Origin of the sequence: Listeria goaensis, assembly GCF_900186125.1 — a bacterium.
Taxonomy (GTDB): domain Bacteria; phylum Bacillota; class Bacilli; order Lactobacillales; family Listeriaceae; genus Listeria; species Listeria goaensis.
In genome coordinates, this window is sequence record NZ_FYBQ01000001.1 from 186,398 (window position 1) to 201,592 (window position 15,195).

The following is a 15,195-nucleotide window of genomic DNA, read 5'->3' on the forward strand; positions in this document are numbered from 1 at the left end:
ATGAGCTTTTTTTGACGAAATGAAAGGTAGGAAATATAATGGAGAAGGAGTGAAAAAGGTGGGGTGGAGATGGAAAATGGTGAAAACCAATTTATTATTCAAACGGCTCTTTTGACAGGGAAAATTTTGCTTGAAAACGGAGCAGAAACTTCTCGCGTGGAAGATACGATGGAGCGGATTATTAGGAAAAGTATGGGAGAAGTGGCTGCTAAAAGCTATTATACATATGTTACGCTTTCGGGCGTTTTTGTGAAAACCAATTTACTTGAAAGTAGTTTCTTGCGAATTGATACGCGCGGTTACAATTTAGAAAAGGTCGTTTCGGTCAATCAAATTTCCCGCGACTATGCGAACAATCAAATTTCGCTTTCGGAAATGTACGAGCAATTAAGACAGCTCGATTTAGATTACTCCAATGATGCCATGTGGAAACAGCTCCTTTTTACGGGGCTTTTAAGTGGTTCAATTGTTCTTATTTTTGGCGGCAATTGGACAGACTTACCAAGCAGCATCATTTCGGGCGTGCTTGCCTATTTTATTTTTCAAAAGCTAACGAATTTGGCGGACTATCCATTTATTTTTGAGTTTGTTTCGACTTTTATCGGCGGATTAGTCGGCTATATGATTCATCATGTTATTGGCACGAATATTAATTTGACGATGATTGGGACGGTTGTGCCGCTTGTACCGGGAATCGGAATTACGAATGCCATTCGCGATTTGATGGCGCGCCATTATATTTCGGGCATCATTCGGTTATTTGAAAGTTTGTTTGTTGCGGCTGCACTTGGCTGTGGTGTGGCACTTGTAATTTTAATCGTATCGTGAAAGGGGCATTAAAATGGCGTTTACAATCATCTATCAGTTTGTTTTTAGTTTTATCGCATCGTGTTCATTCGGCTTTTTATGCCGTATTCCGAAACAGACGATTATCGCTGGGGGCATCGTTGGTGGAGCGGGGTGGCTCGGCTATTTTTTACTTAGCGCAAATGGATTTGGCGTTTTTATCACAAGCTTCTTTTGTTCGCTTATTTTGAGCACATTAAGCTTTGCATATAGCTACATTCGGAAGTATCCGTCGACAGTTTACTTCATTCCGGGCCTTGTGCCGGTCGTGCCGGGAATCACGTTTTACGAAGTTTTTAAAGAGCTGTTTACGGGGGAAACGGCATCCGCCGCCGCTACATTTTTCGACGTTATCAGTTCAGCGGTGGCGCTTGCATGTGGGATTACGATTGGAAATATTTTGTTCTTTCTTATTTTGAAACCAGTCATCAATAAAACTGCCAAAAAATCAGACTGATGATAAACAGTCTGATTTTTTGTCCGTTTGGACTATTTTGTTAGGGCAACGAAGCGAATTTCTTTTCCAGTTACATCAAGGAAAGGAAGTTTGACGCGTGTATCTAAGCAGAAGGCATTGTAGAAGAACGGTTGTAGTGTAGTTTCTGTGCTGTCGATAGTATCTACAAAGGCTTTAATTTCTGCATATAAAATTTCAATATTTTTTAGTTTACCAATTTTTGAATCAATGCGGTTTTCGCTCACATTAACGTTTGAGTTTTGAATTTTTTCGTCAAACTCACCATTAATTGCGGCGCGAGTTTTTTCAACACGTGTGTATCTTTGATCGTCCCAATCGATTTCAATGATATGGCAGTCTTCAAGGTGAATAAAATCGCCAACCCAAAGTTTACCCTCTATTTCGACAACCATTTTGGTTTCTGAAAAGATTTCCTTGTTGCAATATTTTTTGAGTAAATAATCGTACATTTGCATGTGTGCTAGACTTTGGCACATGTGAATCATCTCCTTATAGTGCTAGAATACCACAATGTGAAATTTTGAACAATCATTTTTTTAGAAATCCGCCTAAAGCACTGTTTATTTTTTTACTTTCTATGCGAAAGACCTAGAAAAAGTCAAAAAGATACATGTTATAATGAAAGCGGAGGTGGCGGTATGTATAAAGAAATGAAACTGAAAACGCATGACAATTCGGCTTTGCATCTATACGTGTGGGATGAGGTGGAAAATCCGATTGGTATCGTACAAATTGTGCACGGGATGTCTGAACACGGGGCTAGGTACAATTTATTTGCGGAAACTTTGAACAAAGCGGGGTATATCGCTTTGGCCGATGACCATAGGGGATTCGGCAAAACAGCTTTAAACAAAAGTGAACTTGGGCATATCGAACCGAGCGATAGCGTGCGGAAAATGGTGTTAGATGAGCGGGCTGTGCAACTTTATGCGCAGGATAACTATCCGAATTTGCCTTATTTCGTTTTTGCGCACAGCATGGGGAGCTTTATTATTCGGCTGTTTATGGCGGAATTCAAGGCTGATGGCGTCATTCTTTGCGGTAGTGGTATGCAGCCGCCGCTACTTTTAACCGCAGCAAAATGGATTTCGAGCAAGCGAATTAAAAAGAATGCTGCTAGGCGCAGCGAGATTTTAAATAAATTGGCATTTTGGGGATACAACCGTACATACCACGAGCCGTCGAATTTCAGTTGGCTAACGCGCGACCGCCACATACAAGCTGCCTATGAAAAGGATCCGTTCGGCGGGCCAATCGTTGGAACATCTGGTTTCTTCCACACACTTTTCACTGTGATTGCCGAGTCGCAGGCAGAAACGACTTTTGAGCGCGTTCCAGAAGACTTGCCGCTGCTGTTTTTATCGGGAACAGCCGACCCAGTTGGTCACTACGGCAAAGACATTCCAAAACTCGCCGTCACTTTGGCTGAAAACGGCGTGTCTGATGTGACATACAAGCTATATGAAGGCGCCCGCCATGAATTGATTAACGAAACATGCAAGGAAACTGTGTTTGCTGATATTATTCGCTGGATAAAAAGGAAGACCTCAAGTTGAGGTCTTCCTTTTTATCTAATTTGGCCTTCGCCGAAAATGATGTATTTGGTAGATGTAAGTTCGTGTAAGCCCATTGGTCCTCTGGCGTGTAATTTTTGTGTGCTAATGCCAATTTCAGCGCCGAAGCCAAATTCAAAGCCATCAGTGAAGCGCGTTGACGCATTAATATAGACGGCAGCTGCGTCCACTTCATTTTGGAATTTTAATCCAGTGAAGTAGTTGTTTGTCACAATTGCTTCTGAATGCCCTGTACCGTAGCGGTTGATATGTGCGATGGCTTCGTCTTCACTCGCAACCACTTTGATCGCTAAAATGAAATCCAAAAATTCAGTTGCGAAATCTTCTTCAGTTGCAGGGACACTGTTTGTTAAAAAGGAGCGCGCTTTGTCGTCTGCTCGAAGTTCAACGTGGAACGGCGCAAGCGCTTTTTCGATAACTGGAAGTAACTCGCTTGCGACCGTCTCATGAATGAGCAGCGTTTCACAGGCGTTACAAACGGAAGGGCGCGACGTTTTAGCGTTCACTAAAATCCGTGTGGCCATTTCAAAATCGGCATCTTGATCGATGTAGACGTGACAATTTCCCGTTCCCGTTTCAATAACCGGAACAGTGGCCGTGTCAAGCACGGTTTGAATAAGCCGCGCACCACCACGCGGAATGAGCACATCTAAATACGTATTCAGGCGCATTAAATCGCGAGCTGTTTCCCGTGACGTATCTTCCACAAGTTGAATCGACGTTTTCGGAAAGCCCGCAAGCTCTATCCCTTGCTGCAAGACGGCGACGAGCGCAGTATTCGAATGAATGGCCTCGCTTCCGCCGCGCAAAATGACAGCATTACCTGTTTTAAAGCAAAGGGCAGCAGCATCCGCCGTTACATTTGGTCTTGATTCATAAATAATCCCAATGACGCCAAGGGGAACTCGCTTTTTCCCAATAGTAAGACCTGCCTCATTTTGAAACATATTGTCAACTTGACCGATTGGGTCCGGTAACTCGGCGACCTGCATGATGCCGTTTGCCATATCGTGAATCCGCTCTTCTGTGAGGCGTAAACGATCAAGCATCGTGTCCGCTATTCCATTTTGTTTGGCGTTTGCAAGGTCTTTTTCGTTGGCAGAAAGAATGGTTTCGTAACGCGCGATTAGTCCGTTTTTCATTTCAGCAAGCGCCGCATTTTTTTGTTTCGTGCTAGCCAAAGCTAAAAAGCGACTTGCTTCTTTTGCAAGTTGTCCTTTCACTTCTAATTCACCCATTTAAGATATCCTCCTTTTTATGTGCGAAAAGTGTTCCAACTTGTTCACCAGAAATAATCGAATAAATGACTTCCGGGTTATTCCCGTTTGTAAGCACCATTTTTTGATTGTTTTGCAAGCAGAGGGCAGCCGCAGTGAGTTTTGTGAGCATACCACCAGTGCCAAATTCAGAGCCTTTTCCGCCAGCTAACTTAACTATATCAGCCGTGATTTCATGAACTTCGTGAAACATCATTGCATTAGGATTTGTAAGTGGATTTGTATTATAAAAGCCATCAATATCAGAAAGCATAATCAGCAGTTCTGCTTGAATAAGTTCAGCAACAACAGCTGATAAGCGGTCATTATCACCGAATTTCGTAATATGTTCGATTTCTTCAACCGCGACCGTATCATTTTCATTTACAATGGGAATCGTTCCTTGAGAAATGAGCATCTCAAAAGTGTTGATCACATTTTCTCGACTAATCGGGTAATCTGTCACATCGCGCGTTAGTAAAACTTGTCCAACAGTATAGCCATACTCGCCGAAAAGCTTGCTATAAATGTGCATCAATTCGCTTTGCCCAACAGCCGCAATTGCTTGTTGCTCAGGAATCGTTTTCGGACGCTCTAAAAGTTGCAACTTCCGGCAGCCGACACCAATCGCACCAGAAGAAACAAGGACAACCTCTTTGCCTTCATTACGAAGCTCAGACAAAACGCGAGCCAGTTTTTCAATTGTTCGCAAATTAATATTGCCGTTTTCGTACATAAGTGTACTCGTTCCAACTTTCACTACAATTCGTTTACACTGTTTTAAAGATTCGCGCATTTTTCTTACCCCTTCTGAAATAGAATACTTCTATTTTACTATAAAATGAAGTTTTTACCAGCTATTTTTCGCAAAAAAAAGCTAGCCTCCAATTTAAAGGCTAGCTTTTACTTATTAAGCAGAACGTGTCGTCTTTGCTGCTTTTCCGAGCCGAGAAACTTGTCTTAGTCCCGTACTCATTAGTGTTAAGATAACAATCCAAGCTACGATAATCAGCACAATTTGTTTAAATGCGATTTGCGGTAGCGGGTTGAGCGGGCAATCCCACAAGAAGTGGAGGACAATTGGAATAATGAACAATTTCCAAAACTGACCAGTAAACAAGTGCTGCATTTCCAAGTTTTCGCTTCCTTTTTTAGCGAGAACAACAGCCGCACCAGTAATCGCAGCCCAAGCCACGTGCCCACCAATCGACTGCCAACCACGCGAGAAAATAATTTCAAGCATCGTGTCACTTGCGAAAGTAACGTTTTTGGTTAAAGCAAATGCTTCAAGGCTATAATTGAACGCATACCCTAGCGATTCAAATGCTGCAAATCCAGCCCCAACAGCCGCACCAATTAAAAGACCATTTAATACATATTTAGAACGAAGTGATTTAATGAAGAGGGCAACGATAACCATTTTCCCAGTTTCTTCAATAATCCCAACAAGTAAAGCATTAAAATAATTTAGTTTTCCAACCGGAATAATACTATATAAAATTAAAGTCGCAACAAGTGCCGCAACACCCCCGATGAAAAACATCTTCACAACATCAAAAATACTAATATTTCGCGGCGCATTTGTTTCAAAGAAGAAAACAAGTGCCGAAAACGGTACAGTGAACGAACCAATTACCATTAACCCAGGAATCGTGTTAGCATTACCAAAAATATATGTACATGCAAGAAGCAATCCATAAGTGATAGCAAGAATAATAAATACACGAGAATACACCCAAGGTCTCGGCCAAGAAGCCGAAATCATATTTTCAGAAGGCGTTGTACTTTCGGTTCCTACAATAAAAATTTTGTTGGCTTCACCTTTCTTATGCTTTTTAAAAACATCTCGAAACAAATCGCCAACATTCAGATTCGCATGTTCCTCTTCACCTGTCAAATGGTCGATACTACTTAAAACCCCGTGTTTATGCTGCGTTAAATGAGATTTAAGAGAAGACTCCTGTAAAGGCTGCCAGTCGCTTCCTCCCTCTTTCTGAACTTCAGTCAACTCATTTATTTGCTTTTTTCGGAACAGTGTTTCCAGTTCGGCTTCAGTATAGGGCCCTTTTTTCTGCCCATCTTTATTTACATACCAGCGTTCCATAAATTCTCCCCCTCGTTTGTTAGTCATAAAGTACATTCCACCAATCTTTAAAGATTAAACCAAAAATAAAAAACACCTTCAGCTAAAAGTGTTTTTTATTTGGCGAACTTTTAAATTTTATTTAATTTTTCTGCTTGTTTAAGAGCAAATTGTAAACTTTCAACCAAATAATCTTTAGCCGATTCGGAAAGTTCTTTTTTTCCTAAAAATAAATCATCTTCAAATTCCATCTTTTCGCAAACTGCTTCAACATAAATAGTAATATCTGGTGAAGTTTTTGTATGTAGCTTTTCATAAGAAGGGAGATCATTTTCGCCAAGCAAGTAATCCACACTAACCCCGTATAGTTTTGCAATTTTAGCAATCATTTCTAAATCAGGCTGGCGCAGACCATATTCCCAGTTTCCGTAAGTGGAAGGGGCCTTTAAACCAATTCGCTTTGCCGTTTCAACTTTTGACCAACCTTTTTTTTCGCGTAAAAATTTAAGCCTTTCGCTTAAATTCGCCATGTTCATCACTCCTCATCGGTGATTCGATTTATTAATTCAGCGTTATCCAAAATAAATTGAATATTTTTCCTAAGAAATTCAGCGATATGAGGTTTTAGCGGTTCATCTCCAAAAGCCAACTCATTCGCATCTAGCAATTGCTCTGAAATGTGCTCAAGCTCCAGTTTAATATTTTTATTTGGGCTTTGCTTTTTGCTTTCAGATACATCATCTTCACCAATCAAATAATCTACCGTGACATCATAAAGTGTTGCAATCTCAGCCACCGTTGATAAATCAGGTTCCCGTATCCCGTATTCCCAATTCCCGTATGTAGAAGGGGCATTTAAGCCAAGACGTTTTGCAGTCTCTCTTTTTGTCCAACCACGCTTTTCCCGTAAGTTTGTTAACTGTCGGCTTAATTTTGTCATGTTTTCATCTCCTTTACACATATTATACAATATTATACACAAATAAAGTATAAAACAACCCGAATCGAATTGCAAATAAATTGACATACACTTTAGGAGTTGCTAAAATGTTTTTATAAACTCATATTGTGTGAAAGGAGACTTGCTAAGATGGAACAGTTGAACACCAAAAATATCAATGTGAATAAAATTAGAGAGATTCGCCTTGGTAGAGGTATTACACAAGCGTTTATATCGCGGGAGATGGGCTATAAATATACAAGTGGCTATTCCAATGTTGAAAAAGGTTTGGTAAGATTATCTTATCAAAATGCGCTAATTCTAAGCGAAATTTTAAACTGTGACTTAACCGATTTCTGTGATTAAAAATTACGAAATCAGTTCGTTAGAAAAAGAATAAATTTACGCTAAACTAAATAATTTATACGCAATAAGGCTGCTGATTTTAAAACCAAAATGGCTGTTTGTCATCAGTCTGGAAAAGTAAACGTCTCTACTATTTAAAAGAGGCGTTTTTTATATGGTTGACAATGCGCTTAAAATCACATAGAATGAACCAATCTATTGACGGAACAGGAGTTGTAAGGATGAAGAAAAACAATGATTCGCTTCCAACGAGTATCCTTAAAATGATGCAGGAGCGAAATTATGAGTTATCACTCGAAGAACGAAGCGAAGCATTTCATTATCTTGAAACACAACATGCATTGAATCCGGCTGATTTTAAAATCACGCATGCTTTCATTCGCCTTTTAAACCAAGGTGCGGAATATAAAGCAGCAAAAGCAATTGGGCAAGAATTTTTAATGATGGTGGGGTACAACAAAGAGATTTTAAGCGAGCTGGCAAGTACATATCAAAATTTGGATGAAATGGATCAATATTTTATGCTCGTTCGGCAATATACAGAGGAAGAAAATCAAATTCAGCAAGAAGAGCAAATCGTGGATAACATCATACCGTTCCCTAAAAAGCTAGTTACTAGGAAGCCGCAAGCTAATTTTCTTTCTTTAGATAGCCAAGAACAACTTGTTTTTTTAAGTGAGCTTAATAAGTTTGATATTGACTTGTATAAGGGGGACTTCATTGCTATTTTAGCAGATAAAAAAGCGTCTCCTTTCGTACAATCAGTCATTTTTGAACTTTTACATGAATGCCAAATTGATGACACCATTTTGGTTTGTAAACTAGGCGAGGAGGCTGTTTTCAATCCTCAGTCACTTGAAACAGATTCTTTTTTGGATGATATGGAGGCGGAGCTTTCATTTGTTTTGGAAAACGATAATCCAGTTTTATTTATGCAAATTTTTCAGATGGTGCAACATCATTATTTCATGCTCTATCCATTTTCTTTTAAACCTAAAAATGTATCTTTATGGGTGGAATGTTATATTCTTTGGGCAAATGAGCTTTACGGCGAGGAAAAAGTGACGTTGTCGAGTGATTTATCTGCGGAAGTGGAAAAAGGGTTGAATTTTATCCGAAAATTAGAAGAGAGCGGACAAAATTATTTGTTTTAATTTGTTTTCAAATCGCATGTTTTTATGTTATTATGAGTGAGTATGGCTGAATCTTGTCATGAAATGAATTTTTAATCGAACTAAATAGATGATGGAGGGAATATGACCATGTCAGTAAAATGGGAAAAAAAAGAAGGTAACATAGGTACGCTTTCTTTTGAAATTGATCAAGAACAAATTAAATCAGGTTTAGATAGAGCTTTCCAAAAAGTTCGCAAGACGCTAAACGTACCTGGATTCCGTAAAGGTAAAGTTTCACGTCAAATCTTTAACCAACGTTTTGGAGAAGAAGCGCTTTATCAAGATGCACTTGATATTCTCCTTCCAGAAGTTTATACAAAAGCTGTTGAAGAAGCTGGAATCGATCCTGTTGACACACCACAAGTGAACATCGAATCGATGGAAAAAGGCGAAAACTGGAAATTATCAGCTGAAGTTACTGTAAAACCAGAAGTTAAACTTGGGGATTACAAAGGCTTAGAAGTTGAAAAACGCGATTCCGAATTGACGGACGAAGAAGTTGCGGAAGAATTGAAGACTTTAACAGAACGTCAAGCTGATTTAGTTGTAAAAGAAGAAGAGCCAGCAGCAAATGGTGATACGGTTGTCATCGATTTCGAAGGCTTCCACAATGAAGAACCTTTTGAAGGTGGTCAAGCGGACAACTATTCACTAGAATTAGGTTCTGGTCAATTCATTCCAGGGTTTGAAGAGCAATTGGTTGGCGCAAAAGCTGGCGATGAAAAAGAATTAAGCGTGACTTTCCCAGAAGAATATCATGCTGAAAACTTAGCTGGACAACCTGTTGTGTTTAAAGTGAAAGTACACGAAGTGAAAACAAAAGAAGTGCCTGAACTTGACGATGAGTTAGCAAAAGATATTGATTCAGAAGTAGAAACAGTAGCTGAATTAACAGAAAAAGTTACAAAACGTCTAAAAGAAGCAAAAGAAGATGCAGCTGTTCAAGGAAAACAAGATGAAGTGATTGCAAAAGCAGTTGAAAATGCGGAAGTAGACATTCCGCATGCTATGGTTCATCATGAAGCAGATCACTTAATGAACCATTTTGCGCAAGACTTGCAAGCGCAAGGGCTTACTCCTGAATTGTACTACCAATTCACTGGTCAAACAGAAGAAGCGATGCATGCACAAATGGAAACAGATGCTGAAAAACGTGTGAAAATGAATCTCGTTTTAGAAGCAATTGCGGAAGCAGAAAACATTGAGCCTACTGAAGATGCTGTTGATGCAGAAGTAGCAACTCTTGCAGAGAAATACGGAATGGAAAAAGACGCTGTTCGTGCAGCACTTGGAGATTTGAGCGAACTTAAATCTGATCTTAAAATCCGTAAAGCCATTGATGTTTTAGTGGAAAGTGCTGTTGAAAAATAAGCAAACAGTAATTTGAAGCAAAACGTACAAAAGGGCATGAGAATCTTCTCGTGTCCTTTATTTATAGAGAATGGATAACTAGAATTTCTTTTTTTATAATGCTATGATAAAATCATAAGGTCGAAAAGATTTCGACTGAATAGGAACGAAGGGGTGAAGAAGATTTGTTCAAATTTAATGATGAAAAAGGCCAATTGAAATGCTCCTTTTGTGGAAAATCACAGGATCAAGTTCGAAAACTTGTTGCTGGACCTGGCGTTTATATTTGCGATGAATGTATTGAGCTTTGCAATGAAATCATTGAAGAAGAATTAAATGTTTCGGAATTTGTTGATTTTGGAGATGTTCCAAAACCACAAGAAATCCGACACATTTTAAGTGATTATGTAATTGGACAAGAACGTGCGAAAAAAGCACTATCTGTTGCTGTCTACAATCATTATAAACGAGTAAACTCTAATGAGTCTTCCGAAGACGAAGTAGAGCTTTCAAAAAGTAATATTTGCTTAATCGGTCCAACTGGTAGTGGTAAAACGCTACTTGCTCAAACGCTTGCGCGTATTCTAAATGTACCTTTTGCGATTGCTGATGCAACTTCATTAACAGAAGCTGGCTATGTAGGGGAAGATGTTGAAAATATCTTGCTAAAACTTATTCAAGCTGCTGATTATGATGTTGAGAAGGCAGAAAAAGGCATTATCTATATTGATGAAATTGATAAAGTGGCACGGAAATCAGAAAACCCATCGATTACTCGAGATGTTTCTGGTGAAGGTGTTCAACAAGCACTACTGAAAATCTTGGAAGGTACAGTTGCTAGCGTTCCGCCTCAAGGGGGACGTAAACATCCGCATCAGGAATTCATTCAAATTGATACAAGCAACGTATTATTCATTGTTGGCGGTGCGTTTGACGGTATTGAACAAATTGTAAAAAATCGGATGGGTGAAAAAGTTATCGGCTTCGGAACGGAAAATGAAGTTCTAAAAGAAGAGGAAACCTATTTGTCAAAAGTTGTACCTGAAGATTTGCTGAAGTTTGGTTTAATTCCGGAGTTCATTGGGCGTCTTCCTGTTATTGCTACTCTTGAGCAACTAGACGAGGAAGCACTCATCTCCATTTTAACCAAACCGAAAAATGCTCTTGTGAAGCAATATCAAAAAATGTTGGAACTTGATGACGTCGAGTTAGAATTTGAAGAAGAGGCGCTACATGAAATTGCTAAAGAAGCGATTCATAGAAAGACAGGTGCCAGAGGGCTTCGCTCGATTATTGAGAGTATTATGCTTGATGTTATGTTTGAAATTCCTTCGCGAGATGATATTGCGAAATGTATCATTACAAAAGATGCTGTGACTGGCGATGAAGAGCCTAAACTGCAATTGGAAGACGGTTCTGTGATTCCAATTAAAACATCTGCCTAAATAAAAGCCGGTATTCTTATGGGATACTGGCTTTTTAGTATGTTAAGGGGGCATTTTGTTATATCTTTCAAACTTTTTCATGCTATAATCAAGAAAATGAAATGGATGAAATGAGGGATTTTATGGAAACGAAGAAGAAAGAGCCAAAATCAGCCATTTTTGGATGGCTAAAAGTCATTTTATTGGCACTTATTATTGCGTTTGGAATACGCTATTTCCTCATCTCACCAGTTACTGTTTATGGGGACTCAATGGATCCTACTTTGCATGACGGGGAACATTTATTCATTAACAAAATGGCAAATCCTGATCGATTTGATATTATCGTTTTCCCTGCACCTGATGAAGAAGGAGCTGAATATATTAAACGTGTCATAGGGTTACCAGGCGACACGGTGGAATATCGTTCAGACCAGCTTTATATTAATGGAAAAAAATATGATGAACCGTACTTAGATAGCGAAAAAGAAAGTATTACAAGCGGCTATCTAACTGAGGATTTTAAACTAAATGAACTGCCTGCTTGTGGTGGTGTGAATAAAGTTCCAAAGGGTGAACTATTCGTGTTAGGTGATAATCGCCGAATAAGTAAGGATAGTCGCTATATTGGCTTTATTAAAGAAGCTGATGTTCTAGGTAAAGTAATCTCATTTGGAAACACTTTACAAAGATAGGTTTTCTATAACTTTACATCAAAAAAAATAAATGGGATAATAGGTCGTGTTATCCATTCTAGAGGGCACGATATTTATTATGTACGTGCATGAGAGGAAGTCGAAAATGGAAGAAAATGAAGTGAAAAAGAAATCAAAAAAACAACAGATTCTTAGTTGGGTTCTTGTTATTGCTACTGCATTACTGATTGCACTCCTTGTTAGAACTTTTGTTTTTGCTCCAGTAAAAGTAGATGGATTATCCATGTATCCAACATATGAAAATGGAGATCGTGTTTTTATTGAAAAAATAACTGGACCTGATCGCTATGATATTGTTGTGTTTGATGCACCAGTTTCGACTGGTGATGAAGGAAAATACTTCATTAAACGTGTCATTGGTATTCCTGGTGACAAAATTGAGTTTAAAAATGGTGAGCTTTATTTAAATGGAAAAAAACATCCGGAATCTTATCTCGCAGATGGTATGAAAACATATCGTGAACCGGGCGATGGGGACGGAAACTTCACTTTAGAAGATGTAACTGGTAAAAGTGTTGTACCAAAAGGTAAGTTATTTGTTTTAGGTGATAACCGTGAAGGAAGTATGGACGGCCGTATGTTTGGCTTTATTGATGACTCATCGATTGATGGCGTTGTCCTTCAATTTTCAAAAAAATAAAGTAGATCCGCGAGATTATCTCGCGGGTTTTCCTATTCAGGTGTATTTTTTTCGTATATAATGGAAGTATGGAAGTTAAATAGTAGGCGGTGCAATAAAGTTGAAGGAAAAGAATCTTAAAAGATTGTGGGCGTGGATTTGGGCGGCAGTGGTAGCGATTATACTCGCTTTATTTATTCGCTTTTATTTATTTGTTCCAATTATTGTAGATGGCGTTTCGATGATGCCGACATTAACAGATGGTAATCGCGTTATCATCAATCGTTATGGCTCTATAGACCGATTTGATGTGGTTGTTTTCCGCGAAGATGGAACTGATTACATTAAACGTGTTATTGGGCTTCCAGGCGATGTTATCGAGTATAAAGAAGATACGCTCTACATTAATGGGAAAAAATATGATGAACCCTATTTAGATGAGTATAAAAAGAAAATGAAAGACGGTTATTTGACGGAAGACTATAGCACAAAAGAGATGCTTCCAGATGGCAAGGTGCCAAAAAACACTTATTTTGTGTTGGGCGATAATAGAAGAGCGAGCCGAGATAGCAGAATCATCGGACCCGTTTCAGAAACGAAGATAGTTGGTACAGCGCCAATTTGTTACTGGCCGCTTGCGGATGCAAAATTTATTGAGTAGGAGAAGAACGTTCATGACAATTCAGTGGTTCCCCGGTCATATGGCGAAAGCACGTAGAGAAGTGACCGAGAAATTAAAATTAGTAGATGTGATTTTCGAGCTTGTGGATGCCAGAATTCCTCTATCCTCATCGAATCCAATGCTTGAAGAAATAATCCACCAGAAAAAACGCGTCATTATCTTAAATAAAGCGGACGCAGCAGATGAAAAAGTAACGAAGGAATGGGTGGCCTACTTTAAAGAAAAAGGTTTAAAAGCAGTTCCGGTCAATGCACAGCAAGGAAAAAATCTTCATGCAATCGAACGCGCAGCCGAAGAGCTTATGGCGGAAAAATTCGCACGTCAAAAGGAGCGAGGAATGCGACCGAGAGCTATTCGTGCCATGATTTTAGGAATCCCCAATGTAGGTAAATCCACGCTTATAAATCGCCTAGCAAAAAAAAATATTGCTAAGACGGGTAATAAACCGGGCGTTACGAAAGCACAACAATGGATAAAAGTGGGCAAAACGCTTGAACTGCTTGATACGCCAGGCATTCTTTGGCCAAAATTTGAAGACCAAGAAGTAGGATTTAAATTAGCGCTGACAGGTGCGATTAAAGATGACATTTTAAACATGGAAGAAATCGCTTTATATGGCATTCACTTTTTAGAAGCTCATTACCCTGTGAGGTTAAAGGAATGGCTGGATTTTGTAAATGCTTCGGATGATACAGAAATATTAGCCCAAATTGCTAGCAAGCACGGCTACTTCGATAAATATCGCGATCCAGATTATGGACGCGCGGCAGAGTGGCTAGTACGGGAAATTAGGCAACAAAAAGCCGGTAAAATCTCTTTTGATTTACCAGAATTAGGTGACACAAATTGAGCTATTCGATAAGCGAGATAAAACAGATTATAAGCGGAATTAATACAGAAAAGGAACTCTCCCCTTTTATTCAAGATGAGCGAAAAGGGGTTCAAAAGCTTGTTGAGAATGCACGTAAACGGATGGAAAAAGCATATCTTCTTCAGGAAAAAATGCGTGAGATGCAAATTTTTGAAAATGAAGCATATCAAAAAGGTTTTCGCTATGTTGCGGGCGTTGATGAAGTTGGTCGTGGTCCACTTGCGGGGCCTGTTGTTGCGGCGGCTGTCATTTTGCCAGACGATTTTAATGTGCTTGGAATTAATGATTCTAAGCAACTTAATGAAGCAAAACGAGAAGCTTTTTTTGATGAAATTAAAGAAAATGCTATTGCCTATCATGTTGGAATCGTGCCGCATTCGATTATCGATGAAGTCAATATTTATGAGGCGACTAAAATAGCGATGAATGAGGCATTAGACGGTTTAGCTCCAGCGCCTGATTTTACATTAATTGATGCGATGCCGCTAAAACGTTCGCCTGATGAATTATCAATTATTAAAGGTGACAGCAAGAGTATTTCGATTGCGGCTGCTTCAATTTTAGCTAAAGTTACGCGTGACCGTTTAATGAGGGAGTATGACGAGAGATATCCGGGCTATGATTTTGCTCATAATATGGGATACGGAACGAAAAAGCATTTAGAAGGTTTAGCAAGTATTGGACCTTGTCCGATTCATCGAAAGACATTTGCACCAGTAAAATTGTATCTTTAAGTTAAAAGCAGTTTGAAACTAGTTAAATAGATTTTGAAAAGAGTATTTCTATGTAGAACTACTCTTTTTTTGCGTTTTAAA

At 39.1% G+C, this 15,195-nt stretch carries 18 protein-coding genes; 12 read left to right on the forward strand and 6 right to left on the reverse strand.

Going from position 1 to position 15,195, the window contains the following annotated elements:
* Window positions 1-69 precede the first annotated feature (69 nt).
* Both CFT42_RS00945 and CFT42_RS00950 read left to right on the forward strand, forming a co-directional pair.
* Window positions 70-828 (forward strand): threonine/serine exporter family protein, encoded by a 759-nt coding sequence (locus CFT42_RS00945; RefSeq protein ID WP_088815177.1) that lies wholly within the window; start codon window positions 70-72, stop codon window positions 826-828.
* Window positions 829-841: 13 nt separating this feature from the next.
* Window positions 842-1,303, forward strand: coding sequence for a threonine/serine exporter family protein (locus CFT42_RS00950; RefSeq protein ID WP_088815178.1), 462 nt, complete (start codon window positions 842-844; stop codon window positions 1,301-1,303).
* Between the two features lie 32 nt (window positions 1,304-1,335).
* Here CFT42_RS00950 and CFT42_RS00955 read toward each other — a convergent pair whose 3' ends face one another.
* A complete protein-coding gene (locus tag CFT42_RS00955) occupies window positions 1,336-1,800 on the reverse strand; it encodes a hypothetical protein (protein WP_088808732.1) in 465 nt (154 codons plus the stop codon).
* 162 nt (window positions 1,801-1,962) lie between these two features.
* On the opposite strand from CFT42_RS00955, the gene CFT42_RS00960 reads away from it, so the two are divergent.
* Complete coding sequence (locus CFT42_RS00960; RefSeq protein WP_088808733.1) at window positions 1,963-2,880, forward strand: alpha/beta fold hydrolase; 918 nt, start codon at window positions 1,963-1,965, stop codon at window positions 2,878-2,880.
* 11 nt (window positions 2,881-2,891) lie between these two features.
* On the opposite strand, the gene CFT42_RS00965 is transcribed toward CFT42_RS00960, so the two are convergent.
* From CFT42_RS00965 to CFT42_RS00985, 5 genes are all read right to left on the reverse strand, one after another.
* Complete coding sequence (locus tag CFT42_RS00965; protein ID WP_088815179.1) at window positions 2,892-4,136, reverse strand: glutamate-5-semialdehyde dehydrogenase; 1,245 nt, start codon at window positions 4,134-4,136, stop codon at window positions 2,892-2,894.
* Entirely contained in the window at window positions 4,129-4,950 is an 822-nt protein-coding gene (gene proB / locus CFT42_RS00970; protein ID WP_088808735.1) for a glutamate 5-kinase, read from the reverse strand. The genes CFT42_RS00965 and proB overlap by 8 nt, the downstream gene beginning before the upstream one ends.
* A 114-nt stretch (window positions 4,951-5,064) precedes the next feature.
* Window positions 5,065-6,258 carry a PrsW family glutamic-type intramembrane protease gene (locus CFT42_RS00975; RefSeq protein WP_088815180.1) on the reverse strand — a complete coding sequence of 398 codons (1,194 nt, stop codon included), beginning with the start codon at window positions 6,256-6,258 and terminating at the stop codon, window positions 5,065-5,067.
* A 110-nt stretch (window positions 6,259-6,368) separates the two neighbouring features.
* Window positions 6,369-6,767, reverse strand: a complete 399-nt coding sequence (locus CFT42_RS00980; RefSeq protein ID WP_088808737.1) for a helix-turn-helix domain-containing protein — start codon at window positions 6,765-6,767, stop codon at window positions 6,369-6,371.
* Between the two features lie 5 nt (window positions 6,768-6,772).
* The gene (locus CFT42_RS00985; RefSeq protein ID WP_088808738.1) at window positions 6,773-7,177 is read right to left on the reverse strand and encodes a helix-turn-helix domain-containing protein; all 405 of its coding nucleotides are present in this window, start codon (window positions 7,175-7,177) and stop codon (window positions 6,773-6,775) included.
* 150 nt (window positions 7,178-7,327) lie between these two features.
* On the opposite strand from CFT42_RS00985, the gene CFT42_RS00990 reads away from it, so the two are divergent.
* The 9 genes from CFT42_RS00990 to CFT42_RS01030 all read left to right on the forward strand — a co-directional run bounded on the left by CFT42_RS00990 (window position 7,328) and on the right by CFT42_RS01030 (window position 15,114).
* Window positions 7,328-7,543 carry a helix-turn-helix domain-containing protein gene (locus tag CFT42_RS00990; RefSeq protein WP_088808739.1) on the forward strand — a complete coding sequence of 72 codons (216 nt, stop codon included), beginning with the start codon at window positions 7,328-7,330 and terminating at the stop codon, window positions 7,541-7,543.
* 221 nt (window positions 7,544-7,764) lie between these two features.
* Window positions 7,765-8,697, forward strand: a complete 933-nt coding sequence (locus tag CFT42_RS00995) for a hypothetical protein (RefSeq protein WP_088815181.1) — start codon at window positions 7,765-7,767, stop codon at window positions 8,695-8,697.
* A gap of 108 nt (window positions 8,698-8,805) precedes the next feature.
* Window positions 8,806-10,089 carry a trigger factor gene (gene tig, locus CFT42_RS01000; RefSeq protein WP_088808741.1) on the forward strand — a complete coding sequence of 428 codons (1,284 nt, stop codon included), beginning with the start codon at window positions 8,806-8,808 and terminating at the stop codon, window positions 10,087-10,089.
* Window positions 10,090-10,253: 164 nt separating this feature from the next.
* Window positions 10,254-11,513 carry an ATP-dependent protease ATP-binding subunit ClpX gene (gene clpX / locus CFT42_RS01005; protein ID WP_088808742.1) on the forward strand — a complete coding sequence of 420 codons (1,260 nt, stop codon included), beginning with the start codon at window positions 10,254-10,256 and terminating at the stop codon, window positions 11,511-11,513.
* A gap of 122 nt (window positions 11,514-11,635) precedes the next feature.
* Window positions 11,636-12,187 carry a type I signal peptidase SipX gene (gene sipX, locus CFT42_RS01010; protein WP_088808743.1) on the forward strand — a complete coding sequence of 184 codons (552 nt, stop codon included), beginning with the start codon at window positions 11,636-11,638 and terminating at the stop codon, window positions 12,185-12,187.
* A gap of 106 nt (window positions 12,188-12,293) precedes the next feature.
* Entirely contained in the window at window positions 12,294-12,848 is a 555-nt protein-coding gene (gene sipY, locus CFT42_RS01015) for a type I signal peptidase SipY (RefSeq protein WP_088815182.1), read from the forward strand.
* A 100-nt stretch (window positions 12,849-12,948) separates the two neighbouring features.
* Window positions 12,949-13,488, forward strand: a complete 540-nt coding sequence (gene sipZ, locus CFT42_RS01020; protein WP_088808745.1) for a type I signal peptidase SipZ — start codon at window positions 12,949-12,951, stop codon at window positions 13,486-13,488.
* A 13-nt stretch (window positions 13,489-13,501) separates the two neighbouring features.
* Window positions 13,502-14,359, forward strand: a complete 858-nt coding sequence (ylqF, locus tag CFT42_RS01025; RefSeq protein WP_088808746.1) for a ribosome biogenesis GTPase YlqF — start codon at window positions 13,502-13,504, stop codon at window positions 14,357-14,359.
* Window positions 14,356-15,114, forward strand: coding sequence for a ribonuclease HII (locus CFT42_RS01030; RefSeq protein ID WP_088815183.1), 759 nt, complete (start codon window positions 14,356-14,358; stop codon window positions 15,112-15,114). Before ylqF ends, CFT42_RS01030 begins: the two co-directional genes overlap by 4 nt.
* Window positions 15,115-15,195: the final 81 nt, after the last annotated feature.

What these genes read in the sequence shown, in the direction of transcription:
- CFT42_RS00945 (WP_088815177.1), top strand. Translation starts at nt 70, where the DNA reads ATGGAAAATGGTGAAAACCAATTTATTATTCAAACGGCTCTTTTGACA.
- CFT42_RS00965 (WP_088815179.1), bottom strand. Translation starts at nt 4,136, where the DNA reads ATGGGTGAATTAGAAGTGAAAGGACAACTTGCAAAAGAAGCAAGTCGC.
- proB (WP_088808735.1), bottom strand. Translation starts at nt 4,950, where the DNA reads ATGCGCGAATCTTTAAAACAGTGTAAACGAATTGTAGTGAAAGTTGGA.
- CFT42_RS00950 (WP_088815178.1), top strand. Translation starts at nt 842, where the DNA reads ATGGCGTTTACAATCATCTATCAGTTTGTTTTTAGTTTTATCGCATCG.
- CFT42_RS00995 (WP_088815181.1), top strand. Translation starts at nt 7,765, where the DNA reads ATGAAGAAAAACAATGATTCGCTTCCAACGAGTATCCTTAAAATGATG.
- CFT42_RS00955 (WP_088808732.1), bottom strand. Translation starts at nt 1,800, where the DNA reads ATGTGCCAAAGTCTAGCACACATGCAAATGTACGATTATTTACTCAAA.
- sipY (WP_088815182.1), top strand. Translation starts at nt 12,294, where the DNA reads ATGGAAGAAAATGAAGTGAAAAAGAAATCAAAAAAACAACAGATTCTT.
- CFT42_RS00990 (WP_088808739.1), top strand. Translation starts at nt 7,328, where the DNA reads ATGGAACAGTTGAACACCAAAAATATCAATGTGAATAAAATTAGAGAG.
- CFT42_RS00960 (WP_088808733.1), top strand. Translation starts at nt 1,963, where the DNA reads ATGTATAAAGAAATGAAACTGAAAACGCATGACAATTCGGCTTTGCAT.
- CFT42_RS00985 (WP_088808738.1), bottom strand. Translation starts at nt 7,177, where the DNA reads ATGACAAAATTAAGCCGACAGTTAACAAACTTACGGGAAAAGCGTGGT.
- CFT42_RS00975 (WP_088815180.1), bottom strand. Translation starts at nt 6,258, where the DNA reads ATGGAACGCTGGTATGTAAATAAAGATGGGCAGAAAAAAGGGCCCTAT.
- ylqF (WP_088808746.1), top strand. Translation starts at nt 13,502, where the DNA reads ATGACAATTCAGTGGTTCCCCGGTCATATGGCGAAAGCACGTAGAGAA.
- CFT42_RS00980 (WP_088808737.1), bottom strand. Translation starts at nt 6,767, where the DNA reads ATGGCGAATTTAAGCGAAAGGCTTAAATTTTTACGCGAAAAAAAAGGT.
- sipX (WP_088808743.1), top strand. Translation starts at nt 11,636, where the DNA reads ATGGAAACGAAGAAGAAAGAGCCAAAATCAGCCATTTTTGGATGGCTA.
- tig (WP_088808741.1), top strand. Translation starts at nt 8,806, where the DNA reads ATGTCAGTAAAATGGGAAAAAAAAGAAGGTAACATAGGTACGCTTTCT.